The sequence below is a fragment of the Brachybacterium sp. AOP42-C2-15 genome (assembly GCF_052377065.1).
Classification (GTDB): Bacteria; Actinomycetota; Actinomycetes; order Actinomycetales; family Dermabacteraceae; genus Brachybacterium.
The window spans coordinates 78,522-97,051 of the sequence record NZ_JBQSWK010000008.1; the positions used below are offsets into that span (position 1 = coordinate 78,522).

The following is an 18,530-nucleotide window of genomic DNA, read 5'->3' on the forward strand; positions in this document are numbered from 1 at the left end:
CCTGCCGAGCCCCGTCGTCGGAAGCTCACCCGTGGATCTGATCACGCAATTCCCCCTGGGCGACGATCTCGCCTGGACCCTCCTGGCGCTCGGCGTGCTCGCCCTCGCCGCCCTCGTCGCGGGGGCCGTCGTCCCCAGCCGGATGCGTCGAGATGAGGACAGCGACCAGGTCGACGACGCACTCGGCCATCGCCTCGGCGCGCAGCTGCTCTCCGCCGGCTCGCTGATGCTGTGGATCGGCCTGCCGGTCGCGATGCTGCTGTACCTCGCTCCCGGCACGACCGATGACCGGATCCTGCGCTCCGCGCTGCTGCTGGTGGGCGTCGCCCTCGGACCACTCGCGGCCTGGCGCGGCATCGCCATCCAGCTGGCCGCCCTCGGCATCGCCGCCGAACGACGCGCCGCGATGATCTCCCGGCTGGGGGCGCTCGCCGTCACCGGGGCACTGGCCGTCGCGATCATCCCGATCGTCATCATCGTGTGGTTCCTGCAGACGACCGCCGGACCGGCGCTGATGGCCCTGGCCGCCGGCGCTGCGATCTCCGCCCTGGCGATCCGGGTCTGCGGGGCACCCATCGAGGCGGCCGCCTCCTCCGCCGGGCTCCTCGTGGGAACCGACGAGCACGAGCTGGACGCGGAAGACCCGCAGAATCTGGGCGGTCCGCACCTGCGCAGCGCCCGCATGTTCCGCCGCGGAGGTGGACTCAGCGCCGATCTGGTCGCCGTGGCCACAGCGGTCGCCGCGGTCGGAGTGCTGCTGGGGATCCCCGTCTTCGCGGCGGAAGGATTCATCGTGGTGCTGCTGGGGCTCGGAGCGGCACTGCTGGCCGCTGCCGTCGTCGCAGTGATGCCCCACGTCGGCAGCACCGGCCATGAGCGCGGAGCGCTCCGTCTGGGCGGGCTGATCCCGGCAGTGCTCGGCGCCGCCGGAGCAGTCGCCGCCGCTGCGCTGTGGATCCCGTCCCTCTACAAGGACCTCCGCTTCGAGGACGTGGGCCTCGAGAACTTCACGGACCCGGCGATCACCGGCGGCACCCCCACCCCGCGCGAGCAGCTCGAGCCGCAGATCGAGGGCGCGCTGACTGACATGGGCCAGTGGCTGACCAGCACCGATGAGTCGCAGTACGCGAGCGCCTTCCTGGACACCCTCACGCTCTACTCGATCACCCCCAACGTGGTGGTCGCGATCGCCCTCGGCCTCGGCGCCCTCACCGCGCTGGGCACGGTGGCGCTGCTGGGCGGCACCGGGCACCGCTTCGGCGGGACCGTGCTGCGCGCCGCCCGCACCGCCCGCACCGGCGGGGCGCTCGGCCTCACCGCCGGGCTCGGCTCGACCGCGCTCACCGCGGCCGGAGTCGTGGCCCTGCTGGTCCTGATCACCACGGTCATCGCCGTGCTCTCCGCCGGGGTGCCCGCCCTCGCGCTCGCGCTGCTGGCATATTCCGGGATCGGCGCCCTGATCGTGGTGGCGGCCCATGCGGGCTCCCTCCTGGCGTCCACTCTGACCGAGGGCCCGGAGATCGACGCCGGGCTGGCCAACGCCGGTGCCGGTGCCGCGACCGGTCCGCGCGCGGCGCTGCTGCTGGCAGGCGCCCTCACCGCCCTGCCCGTGCTGGGCCCGCTGGGCAGCGCCCTGCAGCTCGCACCCCGCGCCGCGACCGTCTGGGAGGACCGTGCCCTGCACGCCGTCGGTCCCACCTCCCTGACCGTGCTCGGCGGGGTGGGGCTCGGCGTGATCACCGTGCTGCTGGTGACCGCCTCCCTGCTCGACGGCGCCCGCCGCCTCGGTGCGAATGCCGTGGTCGAGACCCGCGCCTCGATGCTCGAGGGCCGTGCCCGCGCCGAGCTGGTCGAGCTCTCGGAGATGGTGCGCCGCGCCGCCGTGCCGTCCGTGGTGCTGGTCGTGCTGATGCCGATCGTGGCCGGGTTCGGTCTGGGACCGGGGGCTCTGCCCGGACTGGTGATCGGGGTGGTGCTCACGGCGACAGGCCTGGGCCTGTGGCTGCTCGGCTCCGCCTCGACCCTCGAGAACGCCGCGGCCGTGATCGGCTCGGGCCGCTATGGCGGTCGCGGCTCCTGGGGCCACTCCGGCGCCCTGGGCGGCACGGTGCTGACCGGCATCCTGCGCGCCGCCGTCGGCTCCGTCGCGCTCCCGCTGCTGCTGACCACCTCGCTGCTGGCGGCGCTGTCCGTCAGCGCCGTGGTGGGCATGACCACCGACGGCACCAGCGCCTTCCTGCGCTGGGGCATCGCCGTGCTCGCCCTCGTCATCGTGCTGGTCTGCTGGGTGGTGGCCGCGACGGCCCCCGAGGTGGATCTCGAAGATGGTGAGGGAGAGATCTCCCGGCCGCTGTTCGCCCGGGCCGAGGAGACTGCGGACGGGGGTCTGGATGCGATGGACTGGGGGGCCGACGATGAGAACGTCGAGCAGGTCCCGGTGCCTGCTCAGAAGCCGACCCGCGCCCAGCGCAAGAAGCGCCGCGCCGAGGCGAGGGCCGCAGAGGAGTCCGACGAGGAGGACGAGGACTGACCGTCCCCGCAGGGCCCAGACGGCCCCGCCGGGTCCAGACCGCGTAGTCGGGCTCAGACGGCCCCGCCGGCCTCAGACAGCGAAGCGCCCCGTTCGATCCGCAGCTGCGGTTCGAACGGGGCGTTTCGGTTGTCTGCGTCGCGGCGTCGGCGTCGGCGCCGGTGTCAGGCCTCGACGCCCAGGCCTCGCAGGACGAAGCCTTCGAGCGCCTCACGGGAGTAGCGCTTGGCGGAGGAGCCCACCAGTAGACCGTTGATGATGCGCACGGTCGCGTCCACATCGAGATCAGCTGCGAAGTCACCACCGGCCACGCCATCGGTGACGATCGTGCGCAGCACGTCCTCGATCAGCACCACGTGGTCGCGCATGCGCGCGGCCGTCTCCGGGGTGAGGCTCGCGCCGCCGGAGGTCTGCGGGACATGGAAGGAGATGTTGAGGTCCAGCTGGGTGTGCACGTAGGCGATCGCGGCATCGCGGGGGGTGGCGGAATCGCTCACCCCGGCACGCAGCTGGGCGATGTAGTCCGTCGTCTCATGGATCGCGTACTCGACCAGGAGGGTCTCGCGGTCGGGGAAGTGGTTGTACATCGCCGTGCGCCCCACGCCGGCCGCGGACGCAATGCGGGAGAAGGTGACCGACTCGAACGACTGCGTCTCGAGCAGCTCGGCGAGCGCGGCGAAGATCTTCTCCCGCGTGCGCTCGCGATGCTCCTCGAGGGATCCTCCGATGATCTTGGGCATGCCGCATTCTTACACTTCCGCGAAGATCGACATAACCCGGGCGGCGATGCGCCGACGTGCGGGTTTCCGCGCTGTCCGTGCTCTCCGTGCGGGAGGCTCCTGCTCACCGGGCTCGGGCAAGGCCTGACCCCAGGACGAGGTGGCGACGGCGCTGACTTGAAGGTACGGCGCTGACCTGGAGGCATAGTGACGCACGCGAGTAGGGTGTGCGCACCCAGACCCCACGAAGGAGTGACGATGGCCCTGCATGAGTTCGAGTTCGAGTCCACATCCGGTCAGGATCGGATCCAAGCCTGGATCTACTCCCCGCCGCAGCCGCGGGCGATCGTGCAGATCGTGCACGGCCTGGGCGAGCACTCGCGTCGCTATCTGCGTCTGATCTCCGCGTTCTTGGACGCGGGCTTCGTGGTCGCCGCTGATGACCATATGGGGCATGGTCGCACCGCCGCTCTGAGCGGGCACTGGCAGGATTCGGGCACGGCCGATCCCGACGGCGTCATCGCCGACGAATGGGCCCTGACTCAGAAGGTCCGGGAGCTCCACCCCGACCTCCCGCTAGTGCTGTTCGGGCACTCCTGGGGCTCAATCATCGCGCGCGGCTATGCCGCGCAGCACGGCGAGGAGCTCGCGGGCCTCCTCCTCGGAGGGATCGCCGCCGCGCAGCCGTCCTTCGAGGCCGTGGCGCTCGCAGAGATCGATGCGGCGATCGCACGGGACGGAGGCGACGCCCCCGCGGGCGCCTTCCTCCCCACCCTGTTCGAGGGCTTCCTCGATCGCTACGACGACGTCCAGGGACCCACGGACTGGGTAGCCGCGGACCGCGGCGTCGTGGCCGACCACGCCAGCGACCCGCTGAACAACTTCCAGGCGGTGATGACCCTGCGGTTCCTGCGGAACTTCGTGGGCCTGTACCGCGAGGTGACCCCCGATGCCTGGTACTCCAGCGTCCCCACGGACCTGCCGGTGGCGGTGCTCGCGGGGGAGGATGACCCCGTCGGCGGCTTCGGGGCGGGTCCGGAGGAGGTCGGCCGGAAGCTGCGTGAGGCGGGCGTGGAGGACGTGATGGTGCGGGTGTGGCCGGGATACCGCCACGAGATCCACAATGAGCCGCCGATCCGTGACGAGGTGCGGGACCAGCTGATCAGCTGGATCCAGGAGCATCTGCTGGCCCGCTGAGCTCCGCCTGGCCCCGGGATCTCCCGGCATGACGAAGGGCCCGGCACCATGTCTCATGGTGCCGGGCCCTTCGGATGTCCTGCGACATCATCGAGAGCGGGTGACGGGAATCGAACCCGCGCTATCAGCTTGGGAAGCTGAAGTTCTACCATTGAACTACACCCGCGAAACGCCGTCCGACCTGGCCTGCCATCCCGGAGGACCACGGCTGCTCGAGCGAACGCGAATCAGCATACCCTCTCCCGGCAGTGCTCCGCCAACCGGCGCCGCGCGTCCTGTCCGGGCGGAGCGCGGGCGCTTCCTCCGCACCGGCGGCAGGCCCCCGCCGGTGATGCGCTGCCAGTGGAGCCCCGCCGGCGATGCCCCACCGGCGATGCCCCACCGGTGGAGCCCCGCCATGGGCGGTGATGCTGGGATGCTGTGCCTTCCTCGACGCGGGGAGACTAGTCTGGGCGCCGTGCTGCTCAGCGATCGTGATATTCGGGCCCAGATCGAGGCCGGTCGGGTACGCCTGGACCCCTTCGATGACGAGATGATCCAACCCGCCTCCGTGGATGTGCGGATAGACCGCTTCTTCCGCCTCTTCGACAACCACAAGCACGCGATGATCGATCCTGCGCTCGAGCAGGCCGATCTCACGCGTGAGGTGGCGGTCGACCCCGAGGAGGCGTACATGCTCCATCCGGGGGAGTTCGTGCTCGCCTCGACCTATGAGCAGATCACGCTGCCGGATGACGTCGCCGCGCGCCTCGAGGGGAAGAGCTCCCTGGGACGGCTCGGCCTGCTCACCCATTCCACGGCGGGCTTCATCGACCCCGGCTTCCAGGGCCACATCACTCTCGAGCTGTCGAACATGGCGACCCTGCCGGTGGCGCTCTGGCCCGGGATGAAGATCGGGCAGCTGTGCTTCTTCCAGCTCTCGAGCGCCTCGGAGCGCCCCTATGGCAGCGCCGGGAATCTCAACCGCTACCTGGGCCAGCGCGGCCCGACGCCGTCGCGCTCCGCGCAGAACTTCCATCGCACCCTGATCCCTGTCGAGGAGGAGCAGTGACCGCTTCGGTCCCCCCGTCGAGCACTGAGCAGAGCCGCACCCGGCATCGTCTGCAGCTGCCCCGCGACACCGACCCCGGTGACGTCCTCACCATGATCCGTAACGTGCTCCCCGCCGCCGGCGAGGACCTGGACGGCGCGATCGAGCTCGAGGCCCAGGTGCGCCTGGTGCCGGACCGCTCGCCGCGCGGTGCGGGACGCTGGGATCTGGAGACCCCGCGGGAGCGGGAGGTGCCGCTGCCCGAGGGCATGGGTGACTCCCATGGCTACGACCGGGCCTTCCCCGAGGGGATGCCCTTCGGCGCCGAGCGGCGGGCGCTGGACCTCGCCTGGTCGCTGGGCCGTCGTCTCTACGGCGCGGTGGTCACCGACGGCGGTGTGCGGCTCGAGCCGCATCCCTTCCAGATCCGTGATCTGAGCGTGGTGAGCGCTCACGCGCTGGCCCCGGAGTCCCTGGTCGAGCTGCTCGCCCCGCTCGAGTCGGAGATCTCGCTCGACGAGGTTCCCGAACATATCGCCCGCTCTGGGTACAGCGCTTCGATCTCGCTGCCGGGAGGGGAAGAGATCTCGGTGCGGGTGGGGCTCAGCTCTCGCCCTGCGGCGCTGTCCGCGCTGGAATGGCTCGACGACGCCGTGGAGTACCAGGTGGTGCATGTCACCGCAGACCCGGAAGAGGATGCGGTCGAGGTCCCCTCGGCCGAGGTCGCCGAGCGGTGGGAGCACGCCTACCGGCGGATCGGACTGATCGCCGGGCTGCTCATCGAGAGCGTCGGTGGCTACGTCGTGGACCTCGAGGGGTTCCTGGTCGACCCTGCTGATCTCGGCTGACGGCGGGAGGGCGGGCCTGCGCCATTGACGCCTCCAGTCCTCAGTCAGCCGCCGGAGCCCGCCCGGCGGCACCGAGCCGGATCGGCACGAAGGCGATCAGCCCCACGGCCATCACCAGCACGATCCCCAAGATCCCGGTGCGGGTCTCGCCCGAGATCGCGACCGTCGCGGCGAAGGCGGCGGTGCCCAGGAAGCCCAGCGCACGGCCGGTGGTCGCGTAGAGGCCGAAGTTCTCCGTCTCCCGACCGGGCTGCGAGAGCCGGGTGAGCAGGTTCCTCGACGCGGACTGCACGGGGCCGACGAACAGGCAGATCGCCAGGCCGGCGATCCAGAACACGAGGCTCGAGCTGAAGAACAGCACCACCAGGCCCAGCACGATGACCCCGAGGGACCCGGCGATGATCACAGGACGGGGCCCCACGCGGTCATCGACGCGACCTCCGAGGAACACCCCGACGCCGGCCACCAGGTTCGCGGCGATGCCGAAGATGATGATCTCCGTGAAGGAGAAGCCGTACGCGTTCGCTGCCAGCACTCCGGCGATCGAGAACACCGCTCCCAGGCCGTCGCGATAGATGGCCGAGGCGACCAGGTACTGCAGCATGATCGGCTCTTCGCGGAAGGCCCGGATCACGCGGCGCACGATGTGCGCGTAGCCCTGCCAGGGGTTCCACTTCTCGCCGGGGGCGGAGGCGGGGTGCTTCGGGGCCCGCAGCATCAGCGGCATCGTGCCCACCAGGATCCACAGCGCGACGAACAGCGGGATCGCCCGGTAGTTCCAGCCGTTCTCGCCGGTGATCCCGAGCAGCCCGGTCCCGGGCATGACGAACAGCACCAGCACCACGGCCAGGCACACGATCGAGCCCCAGTAGCCCACCGCCCAGGCCGTGCCCGAGATGCGGCCCCGGTTGGCAGGGGTGGAGATCTCCGGCAGCACGGAGTTCACGAACACCCCGGCGAGCTCGCTGAACACCACGGCCAGCGCGATCAGGGCCGCGCCGAGCACCAGGTAGTCGGAGTCCAGCGCGACCAGGGGCATCAGGGCGATCACCACGACGGTGGCGAGGGTGGTGACGCGCAGCAGGGTGTTGCGGGCACCGCCCCGGTCGGCGAGGTTCCCCAGCAGGGGAGCGAGCAGCGCGACCGCCACCGCACCGATGGACTGCCAGGTGGTCAGCACCTGTGAGCCGTGAGCCTGCGCGGCCGTGATCGCCGCATCGCCCACGGCACCCTCGGCGGCCACGGCGCTGGCGACATAGGTCGCGAACACGAACGTGAGGATCACCGAGCTGAAGGCCGACATCCCTCCGTCCCACAGCGCGAAGGGGACGACGGGCGGGCGCGCGGGGCGGGAAGCGGACACGTGCGCCTCCGGGTCCGAGATGGTGGCCATGCGCTCACTCTACGGAGCAGCCGGGGTGTCGGTGCCGCAGTCCGTGAGATGTGTGGTCGGATGCCCCTGATTCAGGAAAGGGGGCGCGGCCTCCCGTAAGATGTCGTCGGCCCCTTCCCCCTGCTCCGGTTGGAGACTCGCGTGTTCCTGATGCTGCTCGCCCACCTGGTGGCGGCGCTCGTGGGACCCCTCCTGGTGCGATGGATCGGCCGGAACGCCTTCTATCCGCTGGCCGTGGTGCCGGGGGCCTCAGCCCTCTGGCTCGCCACGATCGACCCCCGGGCCCTCGCGGAGCTCCCGCGCGAGGAATCGATCCCCTGGATCCCCGCCTTCGGCATCGACCTGGCCTTCCGGCTCGATCCGCTGAGCTGGGTGCTGGCGCTGATCGCCACCGGCATCGGCGCGATCGTGCTGCTGTACTGCGCGCGCTACTTCCAGGACACCGAACCCGGGCTGGGGCGCTTCGCCGGGGTGCTGACCGCGTTCGCAGGGGCGATGGTGGGCCTGGTGCTCGCGGACGACGTGATGGTGATCTACACCTTCTGGGAGCTCACCACCGTCTTCTCCTACCTCCTGATCGGGCACTACCAGGACAAGCAGGCCTCGCGGCGTGCTGCACTGAATGCCCTGATCTCGACCACCGCCGGTGGGCTCGCGATGCTGGTGGGCCTGCTGATGGTCGCCTCGCAGGCCGGGTCGATGCGGCTCTCGGTGATCGTCGGTGATCCGATGTGGGAGCAGGCCGGCCCGTATCTCGTCGCCGCGATGGTGCTGATCCTGGCGGGCGCCACCAGCAAGTCGGCGCTGCTGCCCACCCATTTCTGGCTCCCCGGCGCGATGGCCGCCCCCACCCCGGTCTCGGCCTACCTCCATGCTGCGGCGATGGTGAAGGCCGGGGTCTACCTGATCCTGCGCATGGCCCCGGCGCTGACCCACCTCGAAGTGATCACGATGATCCTGGCCGCCGTGGGTGCGGCGACCATGCTGGTCGGCGGCTGGCGGGCGCTGCGGCAGACGGACATCAAGCTGCTGCTCGCCTACGGCACCGTCTCGCAGCTGGGATTCCTGGCCGCGGTGACCGGCCTGGCCACGCACGATGCCGTGCTCGCAGGCCTCGCGATGCTGATCGCGCACGCGGTGTTCAAGGCACCCCTGTTCATGGTCGTCGGCATCATCGACAAGAAGTTCGGCACCCGTGACCTGCGCGTCCTGTCCGGAGTGGGCAGGGTCGCGCCGGTCGTCGCGGTGATCGGCACCCTCTCCGCCGCCTCGATGGCCGCGGTGCCGCCGCTGTACGGATTCGTGGCCAAGGAATCGATCTACTCCGCGCTCTGGTACGCGGGCGGCTGGCAGCGCCTGCTGCTGCTCGCCCTGATCGCCGGATCGATCCTCACCGTCGCCTACTCCTGGCGATTCGTCTGGGGCGCTTTCGGGCCCGCCCCGGGAGCTCCCCGGGTCCAGAAGCCGCAGATCCCGGTGCTCTACTGGCTGCCGCCCGCGCTGGTGGCCGTGTTCTCCGTGGCGCTCGCCGTCGCCACCGGCCCGCTCGAGGAGGTGCTGCGCGCCTCCTCCTCGGTGCTGCCGGAGACCGGCCCGGGAGTGCACCTGGTGGTGATCCCGCATCTGGGAGTCCCGCTGCTGGCCTCCGTGCTCACCCTCGGCCTCGGCATCGGACTCGCCCTGCTCGCCAAGCCCTTCGCGAAGCTCCAGAAGCGGGTCTCCCCGCAGCGCTGGGCCGACGGCGGCCTGCTGGAGGCCTTCGATGCCGAGCGCGGCTTCCGCCGGATCCTGCGCGGCACCGATGCGCTGTCGATCGCGGCCACCGCGCTGTTCCAGCGAGGGTCCCTGCCCTACACTCTGGGCACGATGCTGGTGGTGCTGATCGCCCTGGTGGGGCCGGTCGCGGTGTCCCAGGCCCCGCTGCCGGACAACCTGGTGCTGTTCCAGCATCCTCTCGAGCTGATCCTGCTGCCGGTGGCGGCGCTGGCGGCCTTCGGCGCCGCCCGCTCCCGTCGCCGACTGCGAGCCGTCTTCCTGATCACCGTCACGGGCTACAGCGTCGCCCTGCTCTTCCTGGTCGCCGGCGCACCGGACGTCGCCACCACCCAGGTGCTGGTCGAGACCGCGATGACCGTGGTGCTGGTGCTGGTGCTGCGTCGCCTGCCGATCCACTTCTCCCGCCGACCCCTGCGGATCGGTGCCTGGGGACGCTGGGGGATCGCGATCGCGACCGCGGTGGTGCTGTGCGGCGGCACCCTGTATGCCGCCGATGCCCGCTACCGCGAGGCGCTCGGCCCGGGCCTGATCGAGCCGGCGTACACCATCGGCGGCGGCCACAACGTGGTCAACGTGACCCTGGTCGATGCCCGCGTCTGGGACACGATGGGCGAGATCTCCGTGCTGCTGGTGGTGGCGACCGGGGTGGCCTCGCTGATCTTCGTCACCCGTCGCGAACGCCCCATCTCCCGGGTGCGCGACCTGGAGTCCAAGACCTCCATCTGGCCCCGACGGATGGATTCCGAGCTGCCCCAGAATGCCCTGGACTTCGACGCCCGCCCGGATGACGTCTCCGAGGGCAACCGCTGGCGGACCTGGCTCTCCGCGGGACTGACCCTGGCCCCCGAGAGGCGCATGGTCATGCTCGAGGTCATCACACGCCTCGCCTTCCCGATGATGATGATGTTCTCGGTGTACCTGCTGATGGCAGGGCACAACCTGCCCGGCGGCGGCTTCGCGGGCGGGCTGGTGGCAGGTCTCGCCCTGGCACTGCGCTATATCGCGGGCGGCCGCTACGAGCTGAGCGAGGCCGCGCCGGTGCAGGCGGGTCTCGTGCTCGGCGCCGGGATGGCGATCGCGGTCCTGGCGGGCGTGCTCCCGGTGCTCTTCGGAGGCACCGTCTTCGCCAGCGCGACCCCGGTGGTGCAGGTGCCGCTGCTGGGGGAGCTGCACTTCCCCAGCGCCCTGATCTTCGACGTCGGCGTCTACCTGGTGATCGTCGGCGTGATGCTCGACTTCCTGCGGTCGCTCGGATCGCAGATCGACCAGCAGCAGGAGGCGGAGATCGATGCCCGTTAGTCTCTCGCTGCTCCTGATCGCCGGGGTGCTCATCACCTGCGGCGTCTACCTCATGCTCGAGCGCACCCTCTCGCGGATCATCCTGGGCTTCGTGCTGCTGGGCAACGGCGTGAACGTGCTGTTCATCATCGCCGCCGGGAAGCCCGGGCTGCCACCCTTCGAGGGCACCGGCGATCCTGCGGAGATGACCGATCCGCTCCCCTTCGCGATGGTGCTCACCGCGATCGTGATCTCGCTGGGCATCACCGCCTTCGGCATGGCCCTGGCCTACCGGGCCTGGCAGCTCTTCGGCCACGACGAGGTCCCCGACGACGTCGAGGACCGACGGGTGCTGCGTCGGCGGAGGCGCCGCCCCGAGGAGACCGACCACCTGCCCTGGTCCCAGGCGCTCTCGGAGGAGTCCCGCCGCGGTGCCCTGGCACAGTCCCAGGGACTGCTCGCCGCAGAGGACGACGATCCGCTGGGCTCGGACCTCACCAGTGCCGAGGACGTCCCGCAGGACGCCACCGAGGCCGACGAGGGAGGTGCGCCGCCGCCCCCACGGCCCGGCCGTCGCCGTGCCGACAAGGGAGGGAAGCGGCCCGAGGACCCGCCGCGCGCAGGGCACTCCGCTGCAGACCAGGCGTCCCAGGACATGGGCAGCGTGCCCGGCGCGGGCCCCGCCACCGATACCGACCGAGAGCACACAGATGGGCGGGGTGAGGGATGAGCATCGAACTGCTCCTCGCGCTGCCGGTGATGCTTCCGCTGGCCGGTGCCGCGTTCACGCTGCTGCTGCGCCACTACACCCGGATCCAGCTCTGGGTCGCGATCCTCACCCTGGCCGCGATCTTCACCGTCTCCATGGTGCTGGGCTACTACGTCTCGCAGGAGGGCGTGCTGGTCCTGCAGATCGGCAACTGGACCCCGCAGCTGGGGATCGTGCTGGTCGCGGACCGTCTCACCGCGCTGATGCTGCTGGTCTCCAGCTTCGTCACCCTCGCGGTGCTGGTGTACTCGAGCGCGCAGACAGTCAGCGAGAACACCGAGCGGACCCCGGTGGCGATCTACCATCCCACCTACCTCGCCCTGGTGGCCGGGGTGTCGATGGCCTTCCTCGCCGGCGACCTGTTCAACCTCTACGTCGGCTTCGAGGTGCTGCTCGCGGCGAGCTACGTGCTGCTCACCCTCGGCGGCTCCGCCAGCCGTGTGCGCGCAGCCACCACCTATGTGATCGTCTCGCTGCTGAGCTCGGTGATCTTCCTGGCCGCGATCGCCGCCGTGTACTCCGCGACCGGCACCGTGAACCTGGCAGAGCTCGCGGTCCGGCTGGATGGCCTGGACCCCGGCATCCGGATGGTCCTGGAGCTGATGCTGCTGGTGGCCTTCGGGATCAAGGCCGCGATCTTCCCGCTCAGCGCCTGGCTGCCGGACTCCTACCCGACCGCCCCCGCCCCGGTCACCGCCGTATTCGCGGGCCTGCTGACGAAGGTCGGCATCTACGCGATCCTGCGCCTGGAGACCCTGCTCTTCCCGGCCTCGCAGATCCAGAACCTGCTGCTGGCCGCGGCGGCGCTGAGCCTGTTGATCGGCATCTTCGGTGCCGTCGCGCAGACGGACCTCAAGCGAGTGCTGTCCTTCACGCTGGTCTCCCATATGGGTTACATGCTGTTCGGCATCGGGATGAGCACGCAGCTGGGCATGGGCGCGACCATCTTCTACGTCGCCCACCACATCACCGTGCAGTCCACGCTGTTCCTCGCGGCGGGCCTGATCGAGCACCGCGGCGGGACCACCAACCTGATCAAGCTCGGCGGGCTGCAGAAGCTGGCCCCCGTGATCGCGGTGCTCTTCTTCATCCCCGCCATGAACCTCGCCGGCATCCCGCCCTTCTCCGGCTTCATCGGCAAGGTGGGGCTGATCGAGGCGGGCATCCAGTACGACCGCACCGCGGGCTGGATCCTCATCGTCATCAGCGTCCTGACCAGCCTGCTCACGCTGTATGCGATCGCCAAGATCTGGAACCGCGCCTTCTGGCAGGAGCCCAGCGCCGAGATCATCGCCCGTGACGTCCCGCTGCCCAAGGTGATGGGCGGGGCGACCGCCGCGATGATCGCCTTCTCGCTCGTGCTCACGGTGCTCGCCGGCCCGATCATGACCTACGCCGACAATGCGGCGAGCTCCATCCTCGAGCGCACCCCGTATGTGGGCGCCGTGCTCGGCGACGAGGCCGCCGGCGAGCTGCAGTACCGGATCGATGACGCCGGGCACCGCCTCGACGGCAACGGGCAGGAGGTGGACGAATGATCTCCCGACGTTTCAGGGACCTTCGGCATTCATGGATCTGGGCGCTGGTCTCGGTGGCGCTGTGGTGCCTGCTGTGGGGTGGTGTGGACCTCAAGAACGTGCTGGGCGGCATCGCGGTCGCCGTCCTCGTCTTCGTGCTGTTCCCGATGCCGCCGACGGGCCACGAGCTGACCCTGCGCCCGGTGCGCTTCCTCCTCTTCGCGGCCCGCTTCCTGGCCGATGTGGTGGTCTCCGCCATCCAGGTCGGCTACTACTCGCTGCGCCCGGGCCCGCAGCCGCCGAGCTCGGTGATCGCTGTGCGGATGGCGTCGCGCTCGGACTTCTTCCTGACCTTCACGGGCGTGCTGTGCACCCTGATCCCCGGCTCTGTCGTGGTCGAGGCGCAGCGCGCCACCGGGATGCTGTTCCTGCACACCTTCAACACCGGGACTCCCGAGGAGGTCGAGAAGGCGCGGGCACAGGTCCGTGCCCAGGAGGAGCGGCTGCTGTGGGCCGTCGGCCGCCGCGAGGTCCTCGAGGAGGCGGGTCTGCGATGAGCACCTTCGAGATCCTGCTGGTCATCTATGCCGCCATCCTCGCGGCCGCTGCGCTGGGCGTGGTGTACCGGATGGTGGTGGGCCCGACGATCCTGGATCGTGCGATCTCCAGCGACTCCCTGGTCACGCTGGTGGTGATGGGCATGGCCCTCTACGCCGCGCACGCCCAGGCGGCCTGGGCGGGGCCGGCACTGCTGGGACTCACCGGCCTGGCCTTCATCGGCACCGTCACCTTCGCCCGCTTCGTGGCCCGCGAGGACCCGATGCAGGGCCGCCGGACCCGCCACTCCCGCGAGCCGCGCACGGACACCGGCCCCCATGAGGCGATCCACCCCGACCCCTCCAGCTCGGAGGCCTGGGACCAGGCGCCGGGGGGCGCATCGGACAGCACACCGGGCAGCACGCCGGGCAACACCTTCGTCGACGCCGAGTCCCAGGACCCGCTGACCGCCGAGGACCCGCTGGAGGATCCGCTCCAGCCGGGGGAGGCTCTCGAGGAGACAGGCCGGCCGGGGGAGGGGCGCGACGCCCCGCAGCAGCCGGAGCCGTTCGAGGACGGGGACGAGCACGGGTTCGGTGCCCAGCCGGGCTGGCGCGGCTTCGAGGACGAGCGCCGCGGCGTCCGTGATCCCGGAACGACGGAGGAGCCCCGATGACGACGATCGAGATCATCGCCGCTGTGCTGATCGCCGGCGGCGTGCTGCTGGGCGTGGTCTCCGCGATCGGGCTCAACCGCTTCGACGGCGTGCTGATGCGCATCCATGCAGCCTCCAAGCCCCAGGTGCTGGGGCTGATCCTGGTGTTCAGCGGGGCGGCGCTGTTCTCGGGCTCCTGGTCCCTGGCAGCCTTCCTGCTGGTGGTGCTGCTCGCCCAGATGCTGACCGTGCCGGTCTCGAGCGTCATGGTGGGCCGTGCCGCCTTCCGCCGCGGCTTCGTGCGCGGCGGCGACTACGCGATCGACGAGCTCAGCCCCCGGCTGGCAGATACCGATGATGATGACGATGACGAGGACGGCTTCATCGACGAAGAGGGGGACGATCACCGGGGGATGGCCGACGGCGACGTGGATCGCTTCCCCGAGAACGTGCTCACCGAGACCGTCGAACCGCTCACGGATCCCAACTGGGTGGACCCGGAGGAACGCGCGGACGACGTCGAGGACGAGGACATCATCGATATCGACCTCGACGACGAGACCGAGCTCGAGGCCGAGGAGGTCGCCGAGCGCGACCACCGGTGACGGGCCGACACCCCGGCTCGTCGGCCCGCCGCGACCACCGGTGACGGGCCGACACCCCGGCTCGTCGGCCCGCCGCGCCTTTCGCTCCGCCGGGCCGGCCCGCCCGCCCCGCCGCGCCCTTCGCTCCGCCGGGCCGCCCGGCTCGCACCGGCTGCCGGGCCCGCCCCGGCTCAACTCAGTTCAGTTCAGTTCAGAACAGCCCGACCGACTCCCCGGCGTCGGTGACACCCATGCGCAGCGCGGCAGGTTCCTTGGGCAGCCCCGGCATCGTCATGATCGCGCCGGTCAGCGCGACCACGAAGCCGGCCCCGATCTTCGGCACCAGATCCCGCACATGCAGCACATGCCCGGTGGGGGCGCCGAGCGCCTTGGGATCATCGGAGAAGGAGTACTGGGTCTTCGCGACGCAGACGGGCAGGGTGTCCCAGCCGTTGCGCTTCAGCATCCGCAGCTGTGCCGGTGCGCGGTCCTCGAAGACCACGTCGTCGGCCCCGTAGATCTCGCGAGCCAGGGTCCGCAGTGATGCCTCGATCCCCTCGGCCGGGTCGTAGAGGTGGCGGAAGTCCGGGGCGTCCTCCTCGATCGCGGCGAGCACCTGCTCGGCGACCGCCAGGCCGCCGTCGCCGCCCTTCGCCCAGACCTCCGAGAGCGCGGCGCGGAAGCCCTGCTCCTTCGCCCATCCGAGCACTGCCTCGAGCTCAGCCTCGGTGTCGGTGGGGAAGCGGTTCAGCGCGATGACCGGCTCGATGCCGAACTTGCGCATGTTCTGCACGTGACGGGCGAGGTTCACGGTGCCGGCCAGGGCGGCGTCGATGTCCTCGGTCGCCAGCCCGTCCTTGGCGACCCCGCCGTGCATCTTCAGCGCGCGCACGGTCGCGACCACCACCCCGGCGTCGGGGGAGAGACCGCCGAGGCGGGCCTTGATGTCCAGGAACTTCTCCGCACCGAGGTCCGAGCCGAAGCCGGCCTCGGTGACGGTGATGTCCGCCAGGGACAGCGCCAGCTGGGTCGCGGCCAGCGAGTTGCAGCCGTGGGCGATGTTCGCGAAGGGGCCGCCGTGCACGAGCGCCGGGGTCCCGCCGAGGGTCTGGACGAGGTTCGGCAGCAGAGCGTCCTTGAGCAGCATCGTGACCGCGCCGCCCACGCCCAGGTCGGCGACGCTCACGGGCTTCCGGTCGTAGGTGAAGCCCAGCACGATGCGATCGATGCGGGCCTCGAGGTCCTTCAGGTCGGTGGACAGGCACAGCACGGCCATGATCTCGGAGGCGACCACGATGTCGAAGCCGTCCTCGCGGGGAACGCCCTGGGTCGGGCCGCCCAGACCGATCGTGATCTTCCGCAGAGCCCGGTCGTTGACGTCCACCACGCGCTTCCACTGGATCCGGCGGGGATCGATGTTCAGGGCGTTGCCCTGGTGAATGTGGTTGTCGACCAGGGCGGCGAGGGTGTTGTTGGCGATCTGGATCGCGTGGAAGTCCCCGGTGAAGTGGAGGTTGATGTCCTCCATCGGGACCACCTGGGCGTGACCGCCACCGGTGGCGCCGCCCTTGATCCCCATGATCGGGCCGAGCGCCGGTTCGCGCAGCGCGACCATGGTCCGGTGCCCCAGCAGCGTGAAGGCATCGGCCAGACCCACCGTGGTGGTGGACTTGCCCTCACCGGCCGGAGTGGGGGACATGGCCGAGACCAGGATCAGTCTCCCGGTCGTCCCCGTCGGCGTCATCTTCCGCACATCGACCTTGGCCTTGTAGGAGCCGTAGGGCACCAGGGCCTCGGCGGGCACCCCGGCCCTCTCGGCGATCTCGGTGATGGGCTGCAGGGTCGCCGCCTGGGCGATCGCAAGGTCCGGGTTCTCGGCTGACATCGTCGTCCTCCATTGGGTGTCGAGCGCCCGGGCACGGGGCCGGGCTGATCCGAGGACCAGCCTACGGCGGTGGGAGAAGGAAGACGCGGGAACTGCAGACCTGGTGCTGGGGCGGACCAGGCACCGGCTCGGCATCGGCGGCACCGACCGCTCACGCCTGGCGGGCGCGCGCTCCATCGGCGGCGCGGTCACCGGCGTGATCCTGTCGATGGTGCTCTCCCCGCAGTTCGAGAACACGGCCGTCGACGGCATCCGCCTGAAATTCACGATCGCCACCCTGGTCCTGGCCGCCCTCGCGCTCGTCTTCTACTGGGTCTGCTTCCGCAACACCAAGGAGGTCGTCACGGCCGGCACGGGCACCGTCAACCTGCGCACCACCATGTCGATGGTGCGGCGGAACAAGCCGCTGATCGTGCTGTGCGTGGGAGCGCTGTTCCTGCTCGGCGGCTCGTTCACCATGAACGCGGTGATGATGTACTACGCCCGCGACGTGGTCGGCGGCGCCGGATAATTCGCGCTCCTGTTCCTGCTGCAGACGGTCGGCACGATCGCGATCGCCTCGGTGATCCCGCGGATCTCGGAACGCTTCGGCAAGCGCACCAGCTACGTGGGCCTGGCGATGTTCGCCGTGCTGGGCCTGAGCATCGTGGGCCTCACCCCGACCGGGAACCTGCCGATGACGCTGCTGGCCTTCCTCATCTACGGCATCGGCTTCGGCGGCACCAATGCGCTGATGTTCTCGATGCAGGCCGACACCGTCGACTACGGCGAATGGAGGACCGGCACCCGCGCCGAGGGCGGCAGCTACTCGATCCTCTCCTTCGTCCGCAAGACGGGCCAGGGCATCGGCGGCTTCCTGGGCGGCGCGATCATCGCCGCCTTCGGCTACGTCTCCGGCGCTCCGGACCAGCCCGACCAGGCGGTGCAGGGCATCAAGTTCGCCGCCGGCTGGGCACCTGCCGTGCTGTGCCTGATCGCGGTGCTGGTGATGCTCCTGTACCCGCTCACCGCGAAGGAGCACACCGGGATCGTCAAGGAGCTCCACCAGCGGCGAGCACGCAGCGCCCTGGGGGAGACCGCGCCCGGCGCGGGAGTGGTGCTCGCCTCGCGCGGCGACCAGCTCATCGCCCGCCGCCCGGTGGTCACCGTCAACGAGGACTACGGCGCCGGCGCCTCCTACGTGGCTCCGCGCGTCGCCGAGAAGCTCGGGGTGCCGTACGCGGGCCTCGCATTCAGCTCCGAGGATCTCGAACGGGCGTCCTCCTCCAACCCGAAGGTGCTGGCCGACGACACCACCGGCAGGTCCCTGCGATGGCTGCACTCCTTCTCCTGGCCGGGGATGGACGTCAACGTCGCCACCGCCTCCGGAGACGCGCAGGTGGGCACCAATCTGGTCTCCAAGAACATCGACGAGGTGATGGGCCTGGTCAAAGGCTTCGGCGGCGTGGTGCTCGGACGGGATGCGACCGCGATCCTCGACAACATGCGCGGCGCGGTCCACATCCGGATGATCGGAGATGTCCAGGACCGCGTGGACCGGGCCGCCGCGGACTACGGGATCACCCGCGAGGTCGCCGAGCAGCGGCAGGTGCGCGAGGACCGTATGCGGCCGCGGATGTCGCGCCGGCTCATGCACTGGGAGCCGACCGACGAGGGTCGCTATCACCTGATCATTGACTCCAGCCAGATGTCGCTCGACGAAGCCGTGGAGGAGATCGTCGCAGCCGTCGAGGCTGAGCGGGGGATGGTCGATATGGACCTGGAGGAGCCGACGGACGACTGAGCCGGTCCTGATCCGTCCCGCCCAGCTCC

14 protein-coding genes, 1 tRNA gene and 1 pseudogene are annotated in these 18,530 nt (G+C 70.4%); 12 read left to right on the plus strand and 4 right to left on the minus strand.

The window, feature by feature from the left end:
• Window positions 1–31 precede the first annotated feature (31 nt).
• Complete coding sequence (locus ACT3SQ_RS06455) at window positions 32–2,530, plus strand: pyrophosphatase (protein WP_444600964.1); 2,499 nt, start codon at window positions 32–34, stop codon at window positions 2,528–2,530.
• 164 nt (window positions 2,531–2,694) lie between these two features.
• On the opposite strand, the gene ACT3SQ_RS06460 is transcribed toward ACT3SQ_RS06455, so the two are convergent.
• Complete coding sequence (locus ACT3SQ_RS06460) at window positions 2,695–3,270, minus strand: TetR/AcrR family transcriptional regulator (protein WP_441443137.1); 576 nt, start codon at window positions 3,268–3,270, stop codon at window positions 2,695–2,697.
• A 237-nt stretch (window positions 3,271–3,507) separates the two neighbouring features.
• Here ACT3SQ_RS06460 and ACT3SQ_RS06465 point away from each other — a divergent pair, with 237 nt between their 5' ends.
• A complete protein-coding gene (locus tag ACT3SQ_RS06465; protein WP_444600965.1) occupies window positions 3,508–4,446 on the plus strand; it encodes an alpha/beta fold hydrolase in 939 nt (312 codons plus the stop codon).
• A 95-nt stretch (window positions 4,447–4,541) separates the two neighbouring features.
• Here the strand turns inward: ACT3SQ_RS06465 and ACT3SQ_RS06470 are convergent.
• Window positions 4,542–4,612 (minus strand) — tRNA-Gly (locus ACT3SQ_RS06470).
• A gap of 231 nt (window positions 4,613–4,843) precedes the next feature.
• Here ACT3SQ_RS06470 and dcd point away from each other — a divergent pair.
• Together dcd and ACT3SQ_RS06480 are read left to right on the plus strand one after the other, a co-directional pair.
• Window positions 4,844–5,497 carry a dCTP deaminase gene (dcd, locus tag ACT3SQ_RS06475; RefSeq protein ID WP_444600966.1) on the plus strand — a complete coding sequence of 218 codons (654 nt, stop codon included), beginning with the start codon at window positions 4,844–4,846 and terminating at the stop codon, window positions 5,495–5,497.
• Complete coding sequence (locus tag ACT3SQ_RS06480; protein WP_444600967.1) at window positions 5,494–6,324, plus strand: hypothetical protein; 831 nt, start codon at window positions 5,494–5,496, stop codon at window positions 6,322–6,324. The genes dcd and ACT3SQ_RS06480 overlap by 4 nt, the downstream gene beginning before the upstream one ends.
• Before the next feature lie 40 nt (window positions 6,325–6,364).
• Here ACT3SQ_RS06480 and ACT3SQ_RS06485 read toward each other — a convergent pair whose 3' ends face one another.
• Window positions 6,365–7,717: an MFS transporter gene (locus ACT3SQ_RS06485; RefSeq protein ID WP_444600968.1), complete on the minus strand. Its 1,353-nt coding sequence runs from the start codon at window positions 7,715–7,717 to the stop codon at window positions 6,365–6,367.
• 150 nt (window positions 7,718–7,867) lie between these two features.
• Here ACT3SQ_RS06485 and ACT3SQ_RS06490 point away from each other — a divergent pair, with 150 nt between their 5' ends.
• The 6 genes from ACT3SQ_RS06490 to ACT3SQ_RS06515 are packed head-to-tail and all read left to right on the plus strand — an operon-like array spanning window position 7,868 to window position 14,854.
• Window positions 7,868–10,792, plus strand: coding sequence for a Na+/H+ antiporter subunit A (locus ACT3SQ_RS06490; protein ID WP_444600973.1), 2,925 nt, complete (start codon window positions 7,868–7,870; stop codon window positions 10,790–10,792).
• Complete coding sequence (locus tag ACT3SQ_RS06495; protein ID WP_441443123.1) at window positions 10,782–11,501, plus strand: Na(+)/H(+) antiporter subunit C; 720 nt, start codon at window positions 10,782–10,784, stop codon at window positions 11,499–11,501. Before ACT3SQ_RS06490 ends, ACT3SQ_RS06495 begins: the two co-directional genes overlap by 11 nt.
• Window positions 11,498–13,078, plus strand: coding sequence for a Na+/H+ antiporter subunit D (locus tag ACT3SQ_RS06500; RefSeq protein ID WP_441443122.1), 1,581 nt, complete (start codon window positions 11,498–11,500; stop codon window positions 13,076–13,078). Before ACT3SQ_RS06495 ends, ACT3SQ_RS06500 begins: the two co-directional genes overlap by 4 nt.
• On the plus strand, window positions 13,075–13,614 hold the full coding sequence (locus ACT3SQ_RS06505; protein ID WP_441443121.1) for a Na+/H+ antiporter subunit E: 540 nt from the start codon (window positions 13,075–13,077) through the stop codon (window positions 13,612–13,614). Before ACT3SQ_RS06500 ends, ACT3SQ_RS06505 begins: the two co-directional genes overlap by 4 nt.
• Window positions 13,611–14,270: a monovalent cation/H+ antiporter complex subunit F gene (locus tag ACT3SQ_RS06510; protein WP_441443120.1), complete on the plus strand. Its 660-nt coding sequence runs from the start codon at window positions 13,611–13,613 to the stop codon at window positions 14,268–14,270. The genes ACT3SQ_RS06505 and ACT3SQ_RS06510 overlap by 4 nt, the downstream gene beginning before the upstream one ends.
• Window positions 14,267–14,854: a cation:proton antiporter gene (locus ACT3SQ_RS06515; RefSeq protein ID WP_441443119.1), complete on the plus strand. Its 588-nt coding sequence runs from the start codon at window positions 14,267–14,269 to the stop codon at window positions 14,852–14,854. The genes ACT3SQ_RS06510 and ACT3SQ_RS06515 overlap by 4 nt, the downstream gene beginning before the upstream one ends.
• 190 nt (window positions 14,855–15,044) lie before the next feature.
• On the opposite strand, the gene ACT3SQ_RS06520 is transcribed toward ACT3SQ_RS06515, so the two are convergent.
• The gene (locus tag ACT3SQ_RS06520; RefSeq protein WP_441443118.1) at window positions 15,045–16,718 is read right to left on the minus strand and encodes a formate--tetrahydrofolate ligase; all 1,674 of its coding nucleotides are present in this window, start codon (window positions 16,716–16,718) and stop codon (window positions 15,045–15,047) included.
• Window positions 16,719–16,821: 103 nt separating this feature from the next.
• Here ACT3SQ_RS06520 and ACT3SQ_RS06525 point away from each other — a divergent pair.
• A pseudogene (locus tag ACT3SQ_RS06525) lies at window positions 16,822–17,715 on the plus strand (MFS transporter); the annotation flags it as partial.
• Window positions 17,707–18,501 carry an AAA family ATPase gene (locus ACT3SQ_RS06530; RefSeq protein WP_441443201.1) on the plus strand — a complete coding sequence of 265 codons (795 nt, stop codon included), beginning with the start codon at window positions 17,707–17,709 and terminating at the stop codon, window positions 18,499–18,501. The pseudogene ACT3SQ_RS06525 and the gene ACT3SQ_RS06530, both read left to right, overlap by 9 nt.
• The last annotated feature ends 29 nt before the right edge of the window (window positions 18,502–18,530 follow it).

Excerpts from the sequence above, each read along its gene's own strand:
- ACT3SQ_RS06460 (WP_441443137.1), bottom strand. The coding sequence starts at position 3,270 with ATGCCCAAGATCATCGGAGGATCCCTCGAGGAGCATCGCGAGCGCACG.
- ACT3SQ_RS06465 (WP_444600965.1), top strand. The coding sequence starts at position 3,508 with ATGGCCCTGCATGAGTTCGAGTTCGAGTCCACATCCGGTCAGGATCGG.
- dcd (WP_444600966.1), top strand. The coding sequence starts at position 4,844 with ATGGGCGGTGATGCTGGGATGCTGTGCCTTCCTCGACGCGGGGAGACT.
- ACT3SQ_RS06485 (WP_444600968.1), bottom strand. The coding sequence starts at position 7,717 with ATGGCCACCATCTCGGACCCGGAGGCGCACGTGTCCGCTTCCCGCCCC.
- ACT3SQ_RS06490 (WP_444600973.1), top strand. The coding sequence starts at position 7,868 with ATGCTGCTCGCCCACCTGGTGGCGGCGCTCGTGGGACCCCTCCTGGTG.
- ACT3SQ_RS06495 (WP_441443123.1), top strand. The coding sequence starts at position 10,782 with ATGCCCGTTAGTCTCTCGCTGCTCCTGATCGCCGGGGTGCTCATCACC.
- ACT3SQ_RS06500 (WP_441443122.1), top strand. The coding sequence starts at position 11,498 with ATGAGCATCGAACTGCTCCTCGCGCTGCCGGTGATGCTTCCGCTGGCC.
- ACT3SQ_RS06505 (WP_441443121.1), top strand. The coding sequence starts at position 13,075 with ATGATCTCCCGACGTTTCAGGGACCTTCGGCATTCATGGATCTGGGCG.
- ACT3SQ_RS06510 (WP_441443120.1), top strand. The coding sequence starts at position 13,611 with ATGAGCACCTTCGAGATCCTGCTGGTCATCTATGCCGCCATCCTCGCG.
- ACT3SQ_RS06515 (WP_441443119.1), top strand. The coding sequence starts at position 14,267 with ATGACGACGATCGAGATCATCGCCGCTGTGCTGATCGCCGGCGGCGTG.
- ACT3SQ_RS06520 (WP_441443118.1), bottom strand. The coding sequence starts at position 16,718 with ATGTCAGCCGAGAACCCGGACCTTGCGATCGCCCAGGCGGCGACCCTG.
- ACT3SQ_RS06530 (WP_441443201.1), top strand. The coding sequence starts at position 17,707 with ATGCTCCTGTACCCGCTCACCGCGAAGGAGCACACCGGGATCGTCAAG.